The sequence below is a fragment of the Candidatus Symbiopectobacterium sp. NZEC151 genome, assembly GCF_025962655.1.
Lineage (GTDB): Bacteria > Pseudomonadota > Gammaproteobacteria > Enterobacterales > Enterobacteriaceae > Symbiopectobacterium.
The window spans coordinates 942,065-963,574 of the sequence record NZ_JAGFPE010000001.1; the positions used below are offsets into that span (position 1 = coordinate 942,065).

Consider the following 21,510-nt stretch of genomic DNA (forward strand, 5'->3'; position numbering starts at 1 on the left):
TTAGGTGTTTATGGGCTAGCCGCCTGAGAGGATGTCGGGTAGCAGTGACAATGTCACTTATTGCGCTGCTACCTGGTTCTGTTTGCACCCGATGATTCCCGGAGGGCCGATGTACCAGCGCATGACGCATGAGTCGCAATCAAACCCATTGTTGCCAGGCTATTCATTTAACGCTTATCTGGTGGCGGGTTTAACGCCCATTCTGGCTGACGGGCCGCTTGATTTCTTTATCGACCGGCCGGATGGCATGAAAGGCTACATTATTAACCTGACTATCAAAGGCCAAGGCAGGGTATCTGACGGGGAAACCGATTTTTTCTGCAATCCGGGGGATCTGCTGCTTTTCCCGCCGAAATCCAAACATTTCTACGGTCGCTCGCCGCACAGTGATTGCTGGTATCACCGCTGGGTCTATTTTCGTCCACGCGCTTACTGGGCTGATTGGCTGGAGTGGCACAGTAAACAGTGTGATATTGGCCGCCTGACGTTACCCAACAATCACCTGTTGCTGGAGTTCGATCGCCTGTTTGCCAACATAGAACAGACCCATCGCTCGGGACGGCGCTTTTCCGAAGAGTTGGGCATGAATCTGCTGGAGCGGCTGCTGATCCGGGCCATGGAAGAGGATCCGCAAAGCCCGCAGCGTATTATGGATCCGCGCGTGATTGAGGCATGTCAGTTCATCACCAGCAATCTTTCCGGTGAGTTGCGTATTGATGAAGTGGCGCGTCACGTTTGCTTATCGCCTTCACGTCTGGCTCATTTGTTCCGCGAACAAGTGGGGGTCAATATTTTGCGCTGGCGTGAAGATCAACGGGTGATTCGGGCCAAGCTGTTACTGCAAACCACGCAGGAATCGATTGCCAATATCGGGCGGGTGGTGGGCTATGACGACCAGCTCTATTTTTCTCGCGTGTTTCGCAAACGTGTTGGCGTTAGCCCGAGTGATTTTCGGCGTCGTAGCAGTGAAATCAATTATCCCACGGCGGCAAAAGCGGAATCGGCGAATTGGCATGGTCAACGTACGCAAGCGATCGGCGTGTAGATCATTGCTGTCAGAGGTTAAGCGAGAGGCAAGGTAGTTAGCCTTGCCTCTATCATGAGGATGATAATGTTTTATTTGAAAGATCATAGCGATTGTTAAGCAGATCATCTCTTAGTGCTTTATATTCAGTAAGTCGCTTAATGTGGATCGACTTTGAGATTAATTTTCCATTAATCTCGGTATAACTGGCTTTAATATGATCCATGATTTTTTTATGTTTGCCATTGATTGGCTGATGTATGCTTTCTGGTTTTGTTTCTAAATATTCACTCATGCGTTTTAATCCCTGAGTATGTTTATAGAAAAGAACAGAAAGAAATTTGTCTGCAATGCCTTTGCTTTCCGCTAACGTGGACGTTTCAATTTTTCTCGCTGCGACTTCGTGATGTAACTTGAGAACGCATTCGTCATTTTTAAAAGCTTTTTTGGCTAAAGCCAGGCTGAAAATCCCACATTCATAGTCACTTCTTTGTATATCCATTTGTAATACAAGTGGTTTTTTTATCGTTGGCAATTCTCGCCCAAGGGCCGAGTTAATCCTCACTGCTAACAAGGCCGGCGCTGTACAATTTAATGATGTCGGTTCAAATAAAATCATTGATAGCTGATTATCAATAAATCTTGCATCAAGCATACCCATATGCACTTTATCATCACCAGCACAGATAATATATTTATGAGAGTGATAGTCATTAGGTGAGAGTGACATCAGTTGCTCAGGCAAGTCATAAGGGGAGTCAATATATGTCAAGTTCAACCCCGGTTTTCTTCTGTTAGCCAGTGCCACTAGATGTGGCATCACGACTTGATCTGTTAGGGAAAACTTCAGATCCATCCACGTGTTATTCTCAAGGCTTTCTTCTATTTTTTCGATATATTGTTCAAGTATATTCATCGGCAAATCTTCCGCATCGCTATATGCAGGAAATGAATGTGAGGATTTGATATTACAGCCACTGACACTAAACATGAATCATCCTTAATATATAATGATAACCGAGATGGAGCCCCTGAGATAACGCAATAAGCGTAACCTAAAATTTTACACAGAGCGTTGGCAGTATTCTTTTCTTATATTTTCGAAAGCGCCAGCCATTAAAGCGCATACAGCGCTACCATCGTTGATGCTATACTCATGCTAATGCCTTGATGACAAGGACAATACTACCGAGGGGACATTCATGAGTGATACCATTCGCGTCGGGCTGGTAGGGTATGGCTATGCCAGCAAGACGTTCCATGCGCCGTTGATTACCGCCGTGCCGGGGATGGAGCTGGTCGCCGTATCAAGCAGTGATGCGCAAAAAGTGCATGCGGATTGGGCCGACGTCAGCGTGGTTGACGATCCGCAGGCGCTGTTCAGCCGTTCCGATATTGACCTTGTTGTCATTCCCACGCCTAACGAAACCCATTTCCCTTTGGCCAAACAGGCGCTGTTAGCGGGCAAACACGTGGTGGTTGATAAGCCCTTCACCGTGATGTTGTCACAAGCGAAAGAGCTGGCGCAGGTGGCGGCTCACAGCGGCAAGCTGTTGTCCGTGTTCCACAACCGTCGCTGGGACAGCGATTTTCTTACGCTAAAACAGTTAATTGATACTGGTGTGTTGGGCGAAGTGGTTTATCTTGAGTCCCATTTTGACCGTTTCCGCCCGGAAGTGCGCCAGCGCTGGCGTGAGGATGGCCGCGTGGGCAGCGGAATCTGGTATGACTTGGGGCCGCATCTGTTGGATCAGGCATTGCAACTGTTTGGTCTACCAGTGGCTATCAATGTGGATTTGGCGCAACTGCGCCCTGGCGGTAAAGCGACGGATTATTTCCATGCCACCTTGATTTATCCACAGCGTCGTGTGGTGCTGCATGCCAGTATGCTGGTGGCCGCCGAGTCTGCTCGTTTTACGCTGCACGGCACCAAAGGCAGCTTCATCAAATATGGCCTTGATCCGCAAGAAGATCGTTTGAAAACCGGTGTACGTCTGCCGCAAACGGATTGGGGGCAGGATTCGCGCCATGGCGTGCTCACTCTACATCAGGACGGGGTAATGGCCGAGCAGGCGGTAACCACGTTGCCCGGTAACTATCCCGCCTATTACGCCGCGGTGCGCGATGCGCTGCAAGGCAACGGCGAAAACCCGGTGCCGGCCGAGCAGGCGATACAGGTGATGGAATTGATTGAGCTTGGCCTGCTCTCGCATCAGGAGCGACGTGCGGTGATGGTCAAAAACCAGTGATATCGCAATCGGACAGCATAATGCCTTATCATTTCATCTCCTTATGATGCAAGGTTAGTGTTGATCTTGTTGGCGTTTCGTTGATAAAGGCGATCGTAAGATTGCCTGTATTTTTTTAAAAAACAGCAGGTTCCTGTAATGGCTTCATTCTCTCCATCGTCATGGTTACAACGCCTTCGTATTGATAAATTTTTACTGGTATTGATTGTGGTGGTGCTGACAGCATCGATTTTCCCGTGCGAAGGTAACGCGAAAACGTTCTTCGAATATCTGACCACGGCAGCTATCGCACTGCTGTTTTTTATGCACGGCGCAAAGCTCTCGCGTGAAGCCATTACGGCAGGCATGGGGCATTGGCGCTTGCATCTGGTGGTGTTCGCCAGTACTTTTTTGCTCTTCCCGCTACTGGGTATGGGGATGAATGCACTGGTGCCCACGGTGTTGACGCCAACGCTCTATCTCGGGTTTCTCTACCTGTGTGCGCTGCCTGCCACGGTACAATCGGCGATTGCCTACACCTCCATGGCGGGCGGCAACGTAGCGGCTGCCATTTGCAGCGCGTCTGCGTCCAGCATTCTCGGTGTGTTCCTATCCCCGATTCTGGTCGGCCTGTTGATGCACACCCAGGGTGGGGAGACGGACACCCTGCACGCGATTGGCTCGATTATCCTGCAACTGATGGTGCCGTTTGTGTTAGGGCATCTTTCTCGTCCGCTGATTGCGGGCTGGGTCGAACGTCACCGCAAATTGATTAATATCACTGACCGGTCATCAATTCTTTTGGTGGTGTACGTGGCCTTCAGCGAAGCGGTGGTGCAGGGGATTTGGACGCAAATTAACGGCTGGTCACTGCTTGCCGTGGTGGTTTGTTCCATGGTGCTACTGGCGATTGTGCTGGTGGTCAATACCCTGGCCGCGCGTAAATTGGGCTTCAATACCGCCGATGAAATCACCATTGTATTCTGTGGTTCCAAGAAGAGTCTGGCGAACGGAATTCCTATGGCTAACGTGCTGTTTCCAGCCGCTGCCGTTGGTGCCATGGTGTTGCCGTTGATGATTTTTCATCAGATTCAATTGATGGTGTGCGCCGCGTTGGCACAGCGCTATGCCAATAAAAAGGCCAATGCGCAACCGGTGAAATCGGCGTAATGGTTCAGGCTGTTTAGTGATATTTTCAGGCCGGATAATCGTCCGACCTTAACGATCTTCCTCAGCAACAATCGTTTTCTGCATTATACCCTCGTAAAAATCACCAATACTTCTCCAACGTGAGTTATCTCGGACAATCTCTTGGTGATAAGGGCGAGGTATGCGAATTTATAGTCTCGATTTGATGAAGATTATTGCGATTTTTCTGGTTATTCTTTCACATGTTTCTCTCTATTTTATGAATCGCGATCCTCAGGACTTCGGCGTATTGTTTATTCGTCAGACTGGACAGTTTGGTGTGGCGATGTTTTATATGGCGAGTGGTTATTTTTTACTGAATAATCGCCATGAGGATCAATTTTGCTATGCCATGACTAAATCAAAAGCCATCGCCATCGCACTGGTTTTCTGGCTCTGTTTTTATTATCTGTATGACAATGTTGTGCTGACGCGCGTGCTGGGTGCACCGCATTACGATTTCTGGGCGTACCTTAATACCGATCGCACCGCGAGTGAGGCCAGCCACCTGTGGTTTTTATTCTCGATTATTGGTCTCTATTTTATCGTGCCGTTGCTGCGTCCTGTGTTTGTTGATGCCAACCGCCAGATGCTGATTTATGTTATTGCTGCGCTATTTCTATTAGCCAACGTGACGCTGGTTGAGAAAATAATGAATAGCCTGTTCGCTATTCCCTCGTTTATTCATCCGGCATTGTTGATGTCCAGCCAGGTATTTGGTCTGGTCAGTTTTCTTATTGGTGGCTATTTTGGATTGGTGTACCAGCATACTTCATTATCGGCACGTCACTATTTACCGGGGATCGCGCTGGCATTACTCAGTTTCTGTGCGTTAACTCTGCTCACGCAGCACTGGGGCATCGTGTTTTTCTACGGGAAGTTTTATAACCTGCCACTGCAAATCTCAGCCGTTTGCCTGTTTTATTTGATGCTACATACCCGTTTTACCCGGCTTGAAGGGATGATCAGTCAGGTTGGCAGTAAGACGTTGGGGATTTATCTGGTGCACAATATTTTCGTGATAGAGATTAACAACACCGCGCTTTATGACTGGCTGTATCCGGCGTTCAGCTTCTTAACCGTCTATGGCTTTATTGTGCTCTATGGCGTGCTGACCTTCGTGCTGTCATACCTGATTTGCTGTCTGTTAAGCCGGTTGCGCTGGATAAACCGTGTTATTAGCCTGTAGGGGCGAGGTGTCGCCCCTAGGAACCTGAGTTTATACGCGAGCGCGCTTACGTTGTACCTTTTCCCGAATACGCTGTTTGTCCCAATCGGAAAGAAACGCTACGGTCAATCCGTTGCTCTGAGCCTGACGCACTTCATCGGTAGTCAACCCGGCCTGCGGGGCGGCTGTGAGATATTCGTGCGCTATCTCGATCCCTTGTACTGCCGGATCGTCAGTATTAATGGTTGCGAGGATACCGTGGCGCAGAAAGTGGGGCAGAGGATGTTCGGCTAACGACATGACGGTACTGGTTTGAATGTTTGACGTCAGGCAGGACTCAATGGCGATCTGCTGCTGCGCCATGTGCGTCATCAGCGATTTATCCACAATGGCGGCCACGCCGTGACCAATACGTTCTGCCCCCAATTGACGAATCGCCTGCCAGATACTCTCCGCATCGGCCGCTTCACCGGCATGAACCGTAATATGCCAACCATTATCGCGCGCTTGACGGAAGTGCGAGGTAAACAAACCGCCCGGGAAGCCCAGTTCATCCCCAGCCAAATCGAGAGCCACGATATTGTCGCGGCAGGCTTGCAGCGCGTTTAACTCTTGCTGGCACGCCTCAGATCCAAAGGTGCGGCTCATGATACCAATCAGTTGGATATCGGTGTCGTAATCACGGCAGCCAGCCTGTATACCATCGATAACCGCTTCGACCACACCTTGCAACGGAAGCCCATGACGCTGCGCCATGTAATAGGGGGAGAATCGCAGTTCGGTGTAATCAATACCGGCGCGCACTGCATCTTCCACGTTTTCATAAGCAACGCGGCGACAGGCATCGAGAGAACCGAGCACGGCAACCCCCCAATCCAGTTTTTGCAGAAAGTCCAGCAAGTTAGCGGCTTTGTCGATGACCTGTACGTGCGGGATCAGCGTTTCAAGCGTTTGCGCGGGGAGGGTGACGTTAAACTGGCGTGCTAAATCGAGGATCGTTTGCGCGCGAATGTTGCCATCAAGGTGGCGGTGGATGTCTGTCAACGGGATTGAAGGATCGATCATAATGGCTTCTTTCGCTGCGCGCACCAAGGTGCAGTGAGCATATAAATTATTAAGGTACTGTTTAGTATAAACAATAAGTCATGGAATACCATTGCAGATTACACCGAGGGGCGATTTCTGCGCGTGTTACGCACCAGGCGAGGGATCACGTGCACATAGCAGGATTCCGCGATCAATTCGATCATGGTTTGCGCGACCAGGATCGCAGGCAGTATCGGCATGGCGCCTGGGATCGATAACGCCAGTGGCAGGATCACTAATGAATTGCGCGTGGCGCAGCTAAATGCCACCGCACGCCTGCTGGCGGTGTTCAAGCCAAAGGCGTGCGCGACCAACGCACCAATGCCAGGCGCGACGACGGCAAACAGCAGGTAAAACGGCAACGCCTGACGCACCGGGTCGATCGCCAGTTCCAGTTGCGGCACGATAGATGCAACCACTAAAAATATCACCATGACCGTCGCGGGCACCGGTAACCAACCGACAGCGTTGGCGATCCGTTGCGCGATCATAAAACGTGATTGAGCGTGTTGTAATACACCCGCGCCGATAAGCGGCATCAGGATCAACCAGATAAAGGCTTCAGCAAACGGGGCTGGCGAGATTAACGCCGCAGCCGCGTCATCCAGGAACAGCGTCAGATAGAGCGGTAACAACAGCAGTTGCATCGCCAGCAGCAGCGGGGTACAGGCAAGCAAACGCGCAGCATCTCCGCGTCCGAGGTGGCAGAAGGTCACGACATAATCGATACAGGGCGCTAACAGCACCAGCAGAATGCCGAATTGCACCAGAGGGATATCCGGTAACAATGGGCGGATCAGCAGCAGTAATAGCGGAACGCCGATAAAATTGGCGGCCAACAGCGCGCCAATAAAGCGCAGATTGCGCAACCCGTCGAGCAACGTTACCAGCGGCACCTGCATAAAGGTCACGAACAGCATAATGGCTAACGCCGGGTTGATGAACCTTACCCAACTGTCCGTTTCAGAAAAAATGTGGGCTGCCAGCCAGGCCAGTGCCATTGCGGCAAAATAAAGTAGGCTTTGGCGCGACTCGACGGTGTGTTTATCCAATGGTATGACCATTCACTCTGTGGATTCTGGGGGTTACCGCCTGCCAGAGTGCGCAGGCGGTAGATGCATTACTGCGCTTGCGGGGGAACGACTGCCGGCGCGTCTTGTGCTTCCGGCTCGGCATCATCGCCTTCGTCACCTTCATCGGTAGAGATATCGATAAAAGGGGCAATAAACTCCGCCAGTGAGATTTTGCGGCCGTTGAACTCAACCTGATTGTCAGCATAGTGCAGCGAACTGGTGATTGCGTCATCTTTGGTGACGGTGATCTGGTTCATTTCGCCTACGCTTGCCAGCATTTTCACTTGCTCCTGTGCGCTGGCAATCAGTTGCTGATGTTCTTGATCCGATTGTGCCTGTCCACCGGCCTGAACAACGCCTTCGGCCAGCATCGCCATCGGTGCGTTTAACGTCACATCCAGTTGTTTTACCGCACGGCGGATCACGCCTTCTTCATCGCTTTGTGCTGGCGGTGTTAACGCCGTGGTCTGCGCCGGATTACTCAAATTGAGTGAGGCGTTGAGCGTGCTTTCACCTTTGGCATTTTTCCAGCTCAAAGGCGCGATGGTAAAGTTCGGATTGCCTTTCAGCAGGCTGGGCAGGGCGTTGCGTACCGATTGCCCAAGTTCATACTGAAAACGCAGTGGGTCCATGACGGACTGGGACTCCAGGAATGACGCACTCAGGGTCTTATAAGTTTTGGCGAACTGCTGTGTCGCTTCACCATCCAGTTGGTTAAAACTGAAATTGAACTTCATGCTACCCAGGTCGCGATCTTTAAGCAGCAGCGCGTCTAATGACAAGGCTATCGCGCCAGCGATGTTTTTGTCGTCTTCGCTCATGGTGCTTGTGAGCACGAAGTTATTCAACGTGACAGGGTCACTTGTTGGCGGCGTGACCTTCATCGATTTCAGGGTAACGCTGCCGTCGCCGAGGTCCAGATTAAACTTGCCGCGGTGGTTTTTCGCTTCAAGCCCAACGCCTTCAAGAACGATAGTCTCTTTGCCGCCCTCATAGTTGGTGGTCTCTGATAAGAAATGAGAAACCGTGCCTGAGATGCGGCTGCTACGCAGATCGTGGGCAAGGTCTAGCGCAATGTCACTGCCGCTGAAGGTAAATTTAGTCCCTTCACTGTCAACATCGAGCGGGCGCAGAGAGATAACCGAAGCGGTATCCCCGTTGAATGCCACGCGCGTTTCTGCGCTGACGAACGGCTGGTTTTGAAGTACCACAAACAGGTCTTTGGTCGCTTCGGTGTTAGCCAGTTCGCTGTGAATGTGCGCCATGCTGGGACGGAAATTCATTTTTTTCAGCAGCGCAAGCGGCAGTGGGCCGTGTGAAACGGTTTCGTTGAGCACCACTTCATGTTTAGGCGCTAACGGGCGCGTTTCTGACGCAGAACCGTCAGGCTGCAACACCAGCGAAAACGTACTGCTAAACACGCCCCCTTGATAATCACGATACACCAGCTTGAAACCTGAATTCGGGTAGGTTTCCTGCAACTGCTTGTTAAATTCAGCAGTTACCGTATCGATGTTTTGTGCCAATTGCTTGCCCGTATACCATGACGCACCGGTCCACACGGCACCCAGCGCGACGATAATTCCGACGGCAACCAGAGACTTCTTCATAGTGTGATTCCTTTTCTAAGTAAGCATCCCTTTGAGGGAAGAATGTTTCTAACCATTATACACGCGCGCCAGTCGTCCACTTCCCTCTACGCTGACGGGAGACTCGGACGCACGCAAAAAGCAGGATTCGCCGGGGCGAAGCGTAAGTTGCTGGCCATTTTTCGTCAGCGTGGCTTTTCCGTCGATACAAAAGACAACGGCAGCGCTCTGTTGGTTCAGCGTTTGTGGCTGCGCCTTCAGGTGATGCAGAGAAAAGGCAAAATCAGCGACAGGTACCGGAAAATAGCAGGTTTCGCCGTCTTCAATCGGCTGAGTTAACAACTGGTTCGCCGGTTTGGCGGTAAATTTCACGTTCGCCAGCAGTTCGGGAATATCGATGTATTTCGGGGTCAGTCCAGCCCGCAGTACGTTATCCGAGTTTGCCATCACCTCCAGCGCCACGCCGTGCAGGTAAGCATGCGGGGTTTCGGCATAAAGAAACATCGCTTGTCCCGGTTGCAGCGTGATGACATTGAGCAACAGCGGGGAAAACAGTCCGCTGTCATTCGGGTACTCCTGAATGATGTTGCGCAGCGTCGCCCAAGGCTCACCCTGCTGTGAGGTAAGCGCGGCTTTTAACACCGCCAGGGCGCGATCCTTGCTCTCTGCGCGCATACTCAATAAGTTGGCAAACAGCATCGACAGATTTTTGTCATCGGGCTGCTGCAAATAGGCGGTGATGGACGGATGTGCGCTGGCAACGGGCTGCAATAGCGCCACGATATCGTCGTGCTCGCGAAAACCGTTCATCGCCTGAAAGGGCGTTAAGGCAAACACCAGTTCTGGCTTGTGGTTGGCATCTTTGTAGTTGCGATGGGGCGCATCGAGTGGGATCGCCTGTGCGTTTTCCCTGGCAAATCCTTGCTCTGCGGCGGGTTTGCTGGGGTGAACCTGAATGGAGAGCGGCTGTGCTGCGCACAGGACTTTAAACAGAAAGGGCAATTCACCAAACTGTGCAGCGATCGCGGCACCCAAGATCTCCGCGGGCGCATCGTTGATGACGTCACGTAAACGCTGCTCCTGACCCTGTTCATTCACCACCCACGAACTGCTTTTGGGATGTGCGCCCATCCAAAGCTCTGCCATCGGTAGATTGTCTTTATTCTCAATACCGTAGAGTTCGGTTAATGCTGTTTTGCTTCCCCAGGCGTAGTGCTGGATGCTATTGCGCATTTTTTGCATGTTCACACTCGATTGTTATGTAATTTGTTAAACTATGTGACTATAGAGGTTAATAAATGCATTAAATATGAATACACTGCCTCTGCTTGCAGACGATGGCGCTTGATGTGCATGTTAATGTTTTCTCAATCGCGATGCCAGACAAGGCCATGATCCCCGTCCTTTTTAGGAATGTTAGGAGAAAAAACCAATGACCACACGTATCGAAAAAGATTCCATGGGCCCGATTGAGGTTCCCGCCAATAAGCTGTGGGGGGCTCAAACGCAGCGCTCTTTGGAGCATTTTCGTATCTCTGAGGAGAAAATGCCGCAAGCGCTGATTTTCGCCCTGGCGTTGACCAAACGTGCAGCCGCACAGGTCAATAACACGCTCGGCCTGCTGCCGAATGACAAAAGTGCGGCGATCGTTGAGGCCGCCGATGAGGTGCTGGCCGAAAAACACCCAGGCGAATTTCCGTTGGCGATCTGGCAGACCGGCTCCGGCACGCAAAGCAACATGAACATGAACGAAGTGCTGGCCAACCGCGCCAGCGAAATATTGGGGGGAGAACGCGGTAACGCGCGCTTGGTGCATCCCAATGATGATGTTAACAAAAGTCAGAGTTCGAACGATGTGTTCCCCACGGCGATGCACGTGGCCGCCGTCATTGCCCTCAACACCCATCTGTTGCCCGAGCTTGATGCACTGTTGGCAACGTTACAGGCCAAAGCCGAGGCGTTCAGCGACATCGTTAAAATCGGGCGCACCCATTTGCAGGATGCAACGCCGCTGACCCTGGGGCAGGAGATTTCCGGTTGGGTTGCCATGTTGCAACATAACCGCAAGCACATTGAGAACAGCATTCCCCATTTGAGTGAACTGGCGCTCGGTGGTACCGCGGTGGGAACGGGTCTCAATACCCATCCTGAATATGCGGTTCGCGTTGCCAGTGCGCTGGCCGAATTGACCGGACAACCGTTCATTACCGCACCCAATAAATTTGAAGCCTTGGCAACCTGTGATGCACTGGTGCACGGCCACGGCGCATTGAAAGGGCTGGCGGCATCGCTGATGAAAATTGCCAACGATGTACGTTGGCTGGCATCCGGTCCGCGCTGTGGTATCGGCGAGTTGAGCATCCCAGAAAACGAGCCGGGCAGCTCCATCATGCCGGGGAAAGTGAATCCTACCCAGTGTGAAGCGCTGACCATGCTGTGTTGCCAGGTGATGGGCAACGACGTGGCGGTAAATATCGGGGGCGCGTCGGGAAATTTTGAGTTGAATGTCTATCGCCCCATGGTGATCCATAATTTCCTGCAATCGGTGCGTTTGCTGGCGGATGGCATGAAGAGCTTTGATGAGCATTGTGCCATCGGCATTGAGCCTAACCGCGATCGTATTGAACAACTGCTTAATGACTCACTGATGCTGGTGACCGCATTAAACACCCATATTGGTTACGATAAAGCGGCGGAGATTGCCAAGAAGGCGCACAAAGAGGGATTAACGCTTAAAGCGTCCGCGCTGAAACTCGGTTATTTAACCGAGTCGCAGTTTGATGAGTGGGTGCGCCCGCAGGATATGGTGGGTAGCCTGCATATTGGATAACCGTGTTACGCGCTTTCATCCAGATAAAGGTGAAGGCGCGGAATCAACAGCCGCAGCGCTTTAGCCTTTGGCCTGAATTTAGGTTGCGCGCTGTCGGCCAGGTAGTTTCCCAGTTCACCAATCACCGGGACACGTGACGGATCGCGGCACAGCACCAATAACGGCGACGGGCAGGGGTGCTGAACCTGTTTCTGTGCGTCCTGATACCATACGCGGGCAATCGGCTGCACTTTTACCGGCCGTTTAATCTTCAACACGGCGTCTTGCGGCAATTTTTTGATATCAATCAGTTCCTGAGTTACTCGAGCGTGCCATGTGACTTTGTCTGTCGGTGAAATTCCCCGCGTTGCCTGAAGGCTCTTCTCCAGTTTTTCTACTACCGCCTCTCGCGTCAGTGTATTGACTACATGCTTATTGGCCCAGCCAAACCGCACCGTGTCGGGTTCTGTTAACAGCGTGAGCGAACGATAGGCGCTCAGTGTGATCAATCCGGGCAGGTGAGCGTGCACGAATTCAAACCGTTGCTCGGCAGCCAAACCGGATTCGCGCGTAATCAACTGCTCCAGCGTCGCTTTCAAGGTGTTAATCGTCTCGGCGGATTGTCGGATATGTTGGTATTCAGTCTCCGTCACCTGAAAACACAGCGCACCGGGTAAGCGAATCGCGGCTTTGCTGCTCACCGTCTCGGCGTAATGATGAATAAATAAACGCTGAAAATGTGCCAGACCCGCCTCACAGGCCGCTTCGCCTTGCAACGCCGTAACGGGGATCTGGGTGATGGGATCGTGTTCTTTCCCTTTTTCCACCGTGGGGAGGGTGAATACGCGTGCATTGAGCAACGTAACCGAAGCCAAACGCTGCCGAAACGTCATAAGCTGCTGTTCCAGCGTGGAAAAAGTGTCGTGAAGGGCAGCAATCAGTTGATAGTGATCCATAGCATCTCATGGCTAATACGGCGATTTAGTTACAACATACTTATAATGTAACAACAATATTCTGGGTCAGCAACGGTGCTTCGAACCGGTCTGGCAGCGAGAAAGGGGGGTAAGGGAGAGTCTGTTACTACCATCGTGCGGTAAATAAGTGGACGGTGCCTATTTTAAGAATATATTGTTGTCTTACAACGTATTTTTCTAGAAACCACCAGGAGTAACCGCTATGTCACAGCGCGAACACCATTATCAGGTCAATATTGAATGGACCGGCAACAAGGGATGTGGAACCGAATCCTACCAAGCCTACAGCCGTGATTATGAAATATCCTCGGGAAATAAACAGATTATTGCCGGTTCATCTGACCCCGCCTTTTTAGGCGATGCTGCACGCTGGAATCCTGAAGACCTGCTTGTCGCGTCGGCATCAGCATGCCATAAACTCTGGTACCTGCATTTGTGTGCAGAGGCTGGCATAGTGGTTTACGCGTATCGGGATCACGCTGAAGGCACGATGGTGGAAGGTAAAAAGGGGGCGTTTACGAAGATTGTGCTTAAACCTGAAATTACGCTGCGTCCCGGTGATGATCTTGACCGTGCTTATGCGTTGCATCATCAGGCACATGAACGCTGTTTCATCGCCAATTCGCTTAATTTCCCGGTGACCTGCGAACCTGTTATCAAGCACCATTCTGCTTTGTGATTCGGGACGGTACATCCAGACAAGATGGATATACCGTCTGAAGTCTATTGCCGCGACTAATCTACAGGTTACGCCGCAAATACAGGCTGACATAGAGTGCAATCAGCAGCAGCAGCCCGATAAACAGCGCCACGCCCTGCCAGCCGTAATGTGACCAGAACACGCCGCCGAGCGTACCCGCCAGGCTGGAGCCAAGATAGTAGCAAAACAGATACATTGAAGAGGCCTGACCGCGCGCACGGCGTGCTCGCACGCCAATCCAACCGCTGGCAACGGCGTGTGCCGCAAAGAAACCGGCGGTAAACAGCATCATGCCGATAAAAATCAGCCACAACGCGCCAAAGGCTGTCAGGCATAACCCCGCAAGCATCAGCCCGACGGAGCCGGCCATCACCGCGCCGCGCCCGTAACGTGTCGTCATCGCGCCAGCACGCGGTGAGCTGATGCTGCCGGTGAGATACACCACCGACAGCAAGCCAACCATGGCCTGATTCAGGGTGAAGGGCGGTGCCAGCAGCCGGTAGCCAATGTAGTTGAACAGGGTAACAAAGGCTCCCATCAATAAAAATCCCTGAAGGAACAGCCAGGGCAACCCGGCGTCATGCCAGTGGATCTTGGTGTTAATCAACAATGATTTGGGCCGCAGCGAACCGGGCCGAAAATGACGGGAGTCAGGCAAGATACGCCAAAACATCAACGCCGCAAACAACGCGAGAACCCCCATAACCCCGATAGCCACGCGCCAGGGGAAATAATCAGTCAGCACCCCGGTAACCAAACGACCACTCATGCCACCGATAGAGTTCCCGCTAATGTATAACCCCATGGAGAAGGCCAGGAAGCTGGGGTGAATCTCTTCGCTCAGGTAGCTCATGGCCACCGCGGCTACGCCGCTTAGCGATAACCCAATCAGTGCGCGCATTAATAGCACGCCGTGCCAACTGGTCATAAAGGCGCAAATCAGCGTGCAGAACGCGGCCAACAGTAGCGAAATCACCATCACATTCTTGCGGCCCAGCGTGTCGGAGAGCGGGCCGGTAAACAATAACCCCACCGCAAGCATCACCGTAGCAATCGATAATGACAGGCTACTGGCTGCCGGAGAAATGCCAAAATCCTGCGACAACACGGGTAAAATCGGTTGTACGCAATACAGCAAGGCAAAGGTCGCGAGCCCGGCGGAAAACAGCGCCAGCGTCACGCGAATAAACGCGGGCGTACCACGGGTGATATACGGTGATTTTGGCGCGACGGGGGTTTTGCGATTCAGCGGCTCTTCGCGGCGATCGTCATCGGGTAGGGTGACCGAATCGGATACTGAAGAAAGTGACGTACTCAAAACTATTCCTTGGCAACAGGGGGAAAGTAGCAAATTTATGCGGCATTCTGCGTGCGATGCAGTGCAGGACGCGTAATGGATCATAGAAGGGTAAAAATGTTTTGTATAATATATTAATAATACCAATTGATATGTTTAAAATATGATTAGTGAATCCCATCCATTTGTTTGAGGGTGCTTGCCATCAACATCGAATTGCGTCACCTCCGCTATTTTCTTGCGGTTGCAGAAGAACTGCATTTTGGCCGGGCAGCTGAGAAGCTCAACATTTCACAGCCGCCACTGAGCCAGCAGATACAGGCATTAGAGGCGCAGATCGGCGCGACGCTGTTTGAACGCAACAACCGCAATGTCAGGCTGACGCCGGCAGGCGAAGCGTTTCGCAAAGCAAGTTGGGGAATATTGCACCAGGTGGAACAGGCATCTGCACACGCCGCCAGGTTACAACGTGGTGAAATCGGCGAACTGCGGATTGGTTTTACCTCCTCAGCGCCTTTTATTCGTGCGGTTTCACGCAGTTTGCTACATTTTCGGCAACGTTACCCGGATGTTCATCTGCAAATGTTGGAGCTGAACACCAAACAGCAGATAGACCCGTTGCTGAGCGGAAAGCTGGATATTGGGGTGATGCGCAATAATCCGTTACCGGCGGATTTACAGCACCAGTTACTGCTGCATGAAGCGTTGGTTGCGGTGGTGCATGAAACCCACCCGTTGGCAGACCAGCCGCAAATCAGCGTGCGGCAATTGGCTAACGAGCCTTTTGTCTTTTTTTCCCGGGAAGTAGGAACGGCGCTCTACGACGAAATCCTTCGTTTGTTGAAAAATTATGCCATTGATCCCTACATTACGCAGGAAGTCGGGGAAGCGATGACCATTGTGGGCTTAGTCTCTGCGGGGCTGGGCGTTTCGATTCTTCCCGCATCCTTTTTACGTATCTCCGTGGATGGCGTTAAATATGTGCCACTCAGCGAACCGGATGCCACCACGGAAGTGTGGCTGGTCACCTCGCGTCGCGCGGCACTTAATCCTGCGGCAAACACGTTGATTTCATTTATGTTGGAACAGGATGCGGGTAAATATGTGCACCAAATCACAAAATGAATCAAAGAGTTGACGCAATTCACTAAAAGCCCCACCATACCCGCAGTTTTTTTATTTTGCAGCGTGAAAAATACGCATTGATGCTAAGAACCTTCGCTGCACAATGTATGTATCAAATCACCTTATGCATCAGCGAACGCTCAGCGTGGCAATTCGTAGACAGTAGGAGCCGTTTTGTGATTGCGGATGGTCAACCCGGACATATCGATCAAATTAAACAAATGAACGCCGGTGCGGTATACCGGCTCATTGACCTGCACGGCCCCGTATCCCGCATTGCGTTATCAAAACTGGCCCAATTGGCCCCTGCCAGTATCACCAAGATCGTGCGCGAATTGATGGAAGCGCATCTGGTGAAAGAGACCGAGTACCAGGATGTCGGCAGTCGTGGCCGCCCTGCGATTGGATTATTACTGGATACCGATGCCTGGCATTATCTTTCAGTAAGAATCGGCCGTGAAGAAATCACGCTGTCGCTGCGCGATCTCAGTAACTCGTTGGTTGTTGAGGATTGTGTAAACCTGCCGGGCGACCATCCGCAGCCGCTGCTGGAACGTATCCTGCATGAAGTCGACCAGTTTTTTATTCGTCACCAGCGCAAACTGGAGCGGTTAACGGCAATCGCCATTACGTCACCGGGCATGGTCGATGCCGTCGCCGGGGTGATTCACCGCATGCCATTTTATGCGGTTGAAGAGATGGCGTTAGGCCCTGCGTTAGAAAGCCGCACCGGGCTGCCGGTCTTCCTTCAGCACGACATTTATGCCTGGACCATGGCCGAAGCGATGTACGGCGCCGCGCGGGGATCACAAAACGTTATTCAGATTGTTATCGATCACAATGTCGGCGCGGGGGTCATCACCGGCGGCCACTTACTCCATGCGGGCAGCCGTAACCTGGTTGAAATCGGTCATACGCAGGTTGATCCCTACGGCAAGCGCTGCTACTGCGGTAATAATGGCTGTCTGGAAACCGTTGCCAGTATCGAAAGCATGCTTGAGCTGGCGCAACAGCGCCTGAACGGTTCGATGAGCTCCTTGCTGAACGGTTCACCGCTTAGCGTAGAGAACCTCTGCGATGCCGCGATGAAAGGGGATCAGTTAGCCAAAGACATTATCAACGGCGTTGGCAGCAATGTGGGCCGTATCGCGGCTATCATGGTTAACCTGTTCAATCCCGATAAAATTCTGGTTGGCTCTCCGTTAAACAAGGCCGCGAGCATTCTGCATCCTGCGATCCTGGATTGTGTTCGACAACAGTCTTTGCCTGCCTACAGCCACAATATACAGGTGGAATCTACTGCGTTTTATAATCAGGGTACCATGCCGGGTGCGGCGTTGGTCAAAGAGGCGTTGTACAACGGTTCTCTGCTGGTGAAACTGTTGCAAGGCTGATGTGGTACAAAAATTTATAAAACGTTTCATGAATTACAAAACATTGCGCTAACGCAAGCCCTGCCTGATGTACATCACCTAGACTTTCACTATTGGAAGCCTTTTTGCTGTGTTTTTTATTTTCAGGTGGGACCTCCGGAGCTTATATCCATGTTAACGCGTCTTTTTGTTACAGGTACCGATACTGCCGTGGGAAAAACGGTGGTGTCACGCGCATTGTTGCAGTCGCTTGCTCAAAGCGGAAAGTCAGTTGTCGGTTACAAGCCGATTGCCAAAGGGTGCGTGGAGACCGAAGAGGGACTACGCAATAAAGATGCGCTGCTGTTGCAAGAGGCGTCAACGGTGGCGTTGCCTTATGACCACATCAATCCCATCGCGCTGCGTGAGGATGAAATCAGCGCGAGCCAGCACGCGATTGACTATTGCGCCATGACGCAAGGTTTACAGCACCTGTGCGGTATGGCCGATATGGTTGTTGTCGAAGGCAGCGGCGGATGGCGCACGTTAATGAATGATTTGCGCCCCTATTCGGAATGGGTGGTGCAAGAGCAGTTGCCGGTCGTCTTGGTGGTAGGGATCAAGCTGGGCTGTATTAGCCATGCATTGTTGAGCGCACAGGCAATAATCAATGATGGCTTGCCTTTATTAGGGTGGGTTGCGAACCGAATAAACCCTGGGTTGGCGAATTATGCGGATATCATTACGGCACTGCGCAAGAAAATTCCCGCACCACAGTTAGGGGAACTGCCGTATTTACCGCGTGCAGAGCAACGCGATCTCTCCGGTTATATTGATCTTTCTTCTATTCGTTATTAATTTATCCTTCATTCCCCATTCGTCCCCTACGACAGGGGATGATATCTATTTATTCCTCACCTTCTCATAAGATAATCGTATAATCTGTTTTTGGAAGTATTTCAACAAATAGGCTGTAAATTAACTGCTAGAGTTTAATTGATAGGGGAATGATATTAATATCATGGCAACACCACTCGATTTAAATACGCAGGCTGCATTATTTCACGAGTGATGATGTATTGTTAGATAATCTATAAATTCAGCACACTAAACATAACTTATCCACTTGCAATGCTATTCCATTAGCCTTATATATCACTAGGGGAGTTATCTCTGTGCAGGTAAATATTGAAAGAGCACATTCGTTACCCTTTGAATCTTTCCTCATGCCGAATCATTTCACTACGCCACCACGGCCAGTTTCTCTGGATATTGCACACATTGAAAATACCGTAGATGAACGCTCCTCGGAAACCAGTAGCAACTATTCGCTCTCGCAATTAAGTACCCTTAGCCAATTAAGTATGGTCTACTCTTCAAGTGATAGCCTCAGCGGAGCTTCAACGCCAGCATCGCCGTCTCCCATTCCTTTAATGTCCCCACCCGCCGCTTTTGGTAGTGAAGCCACACGAGATAGCCAGGCGAGCAGGGAGGTTTCTAATGCCGAATCATTGAAACAACGGGGAGAACGCTATGCCAGCAATATGGGGGCTGTTTTGCTGCGAAATAGCTTGTCGGTTGCGGTTGGAACGGGAATCCGGGAATATGTCAGACGCGGTGCGCTGTCTGAAACATTTGCCAACCTGCCTCGAAGTTCGCTGGCGCTTATTTCTTCCATCATTATTGCCACGCCGCTGGTGTTACACTTTTCTGGACTTGCTCGTGATTATTTCAGTGGTGGATTAAACGGGTCAGTGTTTATGGGTCGGCTCAGCAGTTTGTTATTTGTTGCCGTTACCGGCATGTGCTTGTGGTACAGCAATAATTTTGAGCATGCGGCACTGTTACTTGTTGCCGGGCTGGCTTATGTCCTATTGCGCGATATCGCACAATTTATCTTCCCGCTACGGGACAATAACAGTGACCAACTGTCACTGGCTGCGGTGACGGCTTCAGGCATTCTTTATTCCGGCAATCAAACCATGGTAGACATTGGTATGGATATCGCGACAAATGCGCTATCAGGATCAATGAGCGGCTTAATGGCGAATATAGTAGGCAGGTCGGCCGTCAATCTCATTGGTGAATTTGGCGATGAATTTTGCTATCGTGGCATTAATGCATTTCGCAAGAAAAATCCTGCGCTGAACGTCACATTGGCGATGCGTAATAAAGAGGATTTCACACGTAAAGCCATCATGGATTGTACGTTAAATACTATTGCGAGTCGGGCATCTATTATTGTCTCCGCCTACGCGGCGGCAAGTGCATTGCCCTTTGGCGGATATGCCGCCAGTGCGATAGTGGGAAGCACCATGGGTACCGCTTATGCCGGATTTGCCTATGCCCACAACCAGAATAGAAAAAATCCCTTACCGGAAACGGTGGAAATGGAAGACATTAAGACAGAGGAAAAGCAGGATGTAGAACAACAAGATGTCGTGAAGAGGAACGCGATGTTATATCTGTGATTCAGTCAGGACAAGATGCCTGGCGTTGAAGCCAGGCATAAGGCGCAATAGAAAAAATCAAGGTGCTATCGCACGACCGGTGCGGCGATCCAGACAACGGTCGCTATTGGCTTCCCAATAGGCATTGACGTTGCTGCTGGTATTGCATTTCTCTTGCAAATCAATGGATTTGTCGAACTTATCGAATTCTTTCTCTCTGCGGTTATTCACTTTGTTACGCAGTGAACGGGTGCTATCCCATTGCTCTTTGCTTTGACGCGCCGCTTCTTTAGAGAGCGCGCTATCGCCTGATTCCACAATGATGTGGCGGGTATCTGCGAGAGCATTAGCCTGCCATGCACCGGCCAAAACGACCAGCGACAGGGGGAACAGTGCACGTCGCAGTAATTTGAGGGTTTGATGGTTCATGTTTCATCCTGACGAACTAAAGGGTGATGACCCGCGGTGTTTCCACAAACGCGCCGATTGCGCGGGTGTCAGCATCGCAACAGAAGCACTATAGCATTCTTGTCTGCAATAACTCTATAACACCACACGCATCCTATGACACCGGCAGGGCTGATAAGTTTTATGCGTCGCGATGTACGCTCAAGCCCGCATAGGATTGACTCACCGGCATCATCTCCAGGGTATTGATATTGACGTGTGCAGGCAGCGTTGCCACCCAGAATACGGCTTCAGCAACGTCCTCTGCGCTTAACGGCTGGGTGTTGTCGTAGGTTTTGGAAACCTTGTCCTCATTGCCTTTGAATCTGACCGATGAGAATTCGGTGCCACCAACCAGTCCCGGCTCGATATTGGTGACGCGTACCTGTGTGCCGAACAGGTCAGCACGCAGGCCCAAACTGAACTGACGCACAAACGCTTTGGTGGCACCATAAACGTTCCCGCCAGCATAAGGCCAGTTGCCTGCGGTAGAGCCGATATTGATCACGTGGCCCTGATTGCGCTTCACCATTTCAGGCAACACGGCACGGGTCATGTAGACCAGTCCTTTGTTATTGGTATCGATCATCGTTTCCCAGTCATCCAACTGGGTGTTGTAAGCGGGCTCCAACCCAAGCGCTAACCCCGCGTTGTTGACCAGAACGTCAACATTGCGCCAGTCAGCGGGCAGGGCGGCAATCGCGCTTTCGACTGATTGACGATCGCGCACGTCAAACGTCACGGTATACACCGAGTCACCCAGCTCCGCTTTCAGTGCGTCCAGACGATCCTGACGTCGACCGCTGGCAATAACGCGGTGACCAGCCTGAATGAATTTACGCGTAATCGCCGTACCGAAACCCGCTGTTGCGCCAGTAACAAAAATAATCATGGTAGTCCTCACGTCTGATTCCATTAGTGCACGCTCGTCACGATCCCTCAGGGATCGTGGCAGAATGTCAGATATGCTAGCAGCTTACCGGAAAAAGGCATGCGG

19 protein-coding genes are annotated in these 21,510 nt (G+C 51.3%); 10 read left to right on the forward strand and 9 right to left on the reverse strand.

Annotation, left to right across the window (positions count from 1 at the left end; all coding sequences use genetic code 11):
* Positions 1-109: 109 nt before the first annotated feature.
* Positions 110-1,045, forward strand: coding sequence for an arabinose operon transcriptional regulator AraC (araC, locus tag J5067_RS04350; RefSeq protein ID WP_264650510.1), 936 nt, complete (start codon positions 110-112; stop codon positions 1,043-1,045).
* A 52-nt stretch (positions 1,046-1,097) separates the two neighbouring features.
* On the opposite strand, the gene J5067_RS04355 is transcribed toward araC, so the two are convergent.
* A complete protein-coding gene (locus J5067_RS04355; protein ID WP_264628348.1) occupies positions 1,098-2,015 on the reverse strand; it encodes a YopJ family acetyltransferase in 918 nt (305 codons plus the stop codon).
* Positions 2,016-2,226: 211 nt separating this feature from the next.
* Between J5067_RS04355 and J5067_RS04360 the strand changes: the two genes are divergently transcribed.
* From J5067_RS04360 to J5067_RS04370, 3 genes are all read left to right on the forward strand, one after another.
* On the forward strand, positions 2,227-3,273 hold the full coding sequence (locus J5067_RS04360; RefSeq protein WP_264642666.1) for an oxidoreductase: 1,047 nt from the start codon (positions 2,227-2,229) through the stop codon (positions 3,271-3,273).
* Positions 3,274-3,411: 138 nt separating this feature from the next.
* On the forward strand, positions 3,412-4,422 hold the full coding sequence (locus J5067_RS04365; RefSeq protein WP_264650511.1) for a bile acid:sodium symporter family protein: 1,011 nt from the start codon (positions 3,412-3,414) through the stop codon (positions 4,420-4,422).
* 160 nt (positions 4,423-4,582) lie between these two features.
* Complete coding sequence (locus J5067_RS04370; RefSeq protein ID WP_264650512.1) at positions 4,583-5,629, forward strand: acyltransferase; 1,047 nt, start codon at positions 4,583-4,585, stop codon at positions 5,627-5,629.
* Between the two features lie 30 nt (positions 5,630-5,659).
* Here the strand turns inward: J5067_RS04370 and add are convergent, their stop codons facing one another.
* From add to manA, 4 genes are all read right to left on the reverse strand, one after another.
* Positions 5,660-6,673 carry an adenosine deaminase gene (add, locus tag J5067_RS04375; RefSeq protein ID WP_264650513.1) on the reverse strand — a complete coding sequence of 338 codons (1,014 nt, stop codon included), beginning with the start codon at positions 6,671-6,673 and terminating at the stop codon, positions 5,660-5,662.
* Between the two features lie 98 nt (positions 6,674-6,771).
* A complete protein-coding gene (locus J5067_RS04380) occupies positions 6,772-7,758 on the reverse strand; it encodes an arsenic resistance protein (protein ID WP_264650514.1) in 987 nt (328 codons plus the stop codon).
* Between the two features lie 56 nt (positions 7,759-7,814).
* Positions 7,815-9,377, reverse strand: coding sequence for a YdgA family protein (locus tag J5067_RS04385; RefSeq protein ID WP_264650515.1), 1,563 nt, complete (start codon positions 9,375-9,377; stop codon positions 7,815-7,817).
* Positions 9,378-9,425: 48 nt separating this feature from the next.
* Positions 9,426-10,598: a mannose-6-phosphate isomerase gene (manA, locus tag J5067_RS04390; protein WP_264642673.1), complete on the reverse strand. Its 1,173-nt coding sequence runs from the start codon at positions 10,596-10,598 to the stop codon at positions 9,426-9,428.
* 190 nt (positions 10,599-10,788) lie between these two features.
* Between manA and fumC the strand changes: the two genes are divergently transcribed.
* Positions 10,789-12,186 carry a class II fumarate hydratase gene (gene fumC, locus J5067_RS04395; RefSeq protein WP_264642674.1) on the forward strand — a complete coding sequence of 466 codons (1,398 nt, stop codon included), beginning with the start codon at positions 10,789-10,791 and terminating at the stop codon, positions 12,184-12,186.
* Between the two features lie 5 nt (positions 12,187-12,191).
* On the opposite strand, the gene tus is transcribed toward fumC, so the two are convergent.
* Positions 12,192-13,121: a DNA replication terminus site-binding protein gene (gene tus, locus J5067_RS04400; RefSeq protein WP_264642675.1), complete on the reverse strand. Its 930-nt coding sequence runs from the start codon at positions 13,119-13,121 to the stop codon at positions 12,192-12,194.
* 223 nt (positions 13,122-13,344) lie between these two features.
* On the opposite strand from tus, the gene J5067_RS04405 reads away from it, so the two are divergent.
* The gene (locus tag J5067_RS04405) at positions 13,345-13,821 is read left to right on the forward strand and encodes an OsmC family protein (protein ID WP_264650516.1); all 477 of its coding nucleotides are present in this window, start codon (positions 13,345-13,347) and stop codon (positions 13,819-13,821) included.
* A gap of 61 nt (positions 13,822-13,882) precedes the next feature.
* On the opposite strand, the gene J5067_RS04410 is transcribed toward J5067_RS04405, so the two are convergent.
* Positions 13,883-15,091, reverse strand: a complete 1,209-nt coding sequence (locus J5067_RS04410) for an MFS transporter (protein ID WP_264650843.1) — start codon at positions 15,089-15,091, stop codon at positions 13,883-13,885.
* 252 nt (positions 15,092-15,343) lie between these two features.
* On the opposite strand from J5067_RS04410, the gene J5067_RS04415 reads away from it, so the two are divergent.
* The 4 genes from J5067_RS04415 to J5067_RS04430 all read left to right on the forward strand — a co-directional run bounded on the left by J5067_RS04415 (position 15,344) and on the right by J5067_RS04430 (position 20,087).
* Positions 15,344-16,264: a LysR family transcriptional regulator gene (locus tag J5067_RS04415; protein WP_264643724.1), complete on the forward strand. Its 921-nt coding sequence runs from the start codon at positions 15,344-15,346 to the stop codon at positions 16,262-16,264.
* A gap of 176 nt (positions 16,265-16,440) precedes the next feature.
* Positions 16,441-17,658: an ROK family protein gene (locus J5067_RS04420; RefSeq protein ID WP_264642677.1), complete on the forward strand. Its 1,218-nt coding sequence runs from the start codon at positions 16,441-16,443 to the stop codon at positions 17,656-17,658.
* Between the two features lie 150 nt (positions 17,659-17,808).
* Complete coding sequence (bioD, locus tag J5067_RS04425; RefSeq protein WP_264642678.1) at positions 17,809-18,474, forward strand: dethiobiotin synthase; 666 nt, start codon at positions 17,809-17,811, stop codon at positions 18,472-18,474.
* A gap of 317 nt (positions 18,475-18,791) precedes the next feature.
* A complete protein-coding gene (locus J5067_RS04430; protein WP_264650517.1) occupies positions 18,792-20,087 on the forward strand; it encodes a hypothetical protein in 1,296 nt (431 codons plus the stop codon).
* Positions 20,088-20,144: 57 nt separating this feature from the next.
* Here the strand turns inward: J5067_RS04430 and J5067_RS04435 are convergent, their stop codons facing one another.
* Positions 20,145-20,495: a DUF1283 family protein gene (locus tag J5067_RS04435; protein WP_264642680.1), complete on the reverse strand. Its 351-nt coding sequence runs from the start codon at positions 20,493-20,495 to the stop codon at positions 20,145-20,147.
* A 160-nt stretch (positions 20,496-20,655) separates the two neighbouring features.
* The gene (gene ydfG, locus J5067_RS04440; protein ID WP_264642681.1) at positions 20,656-21,405 is read right to left on the reverse strand and encodes a bifunctional NADP-dependent 3-hydroxy acid dehydrogenase/3-hydroxypropionate dehydrogenase YdfG; all 750 of its coding nucleotides are present in this window, start codon (positions 21,403-21,405) and stop codon (positions 20,656-20,658) included.
* Between the last annotated feature and the right edge of the window lie 105 nt (positions 21,406-21,510).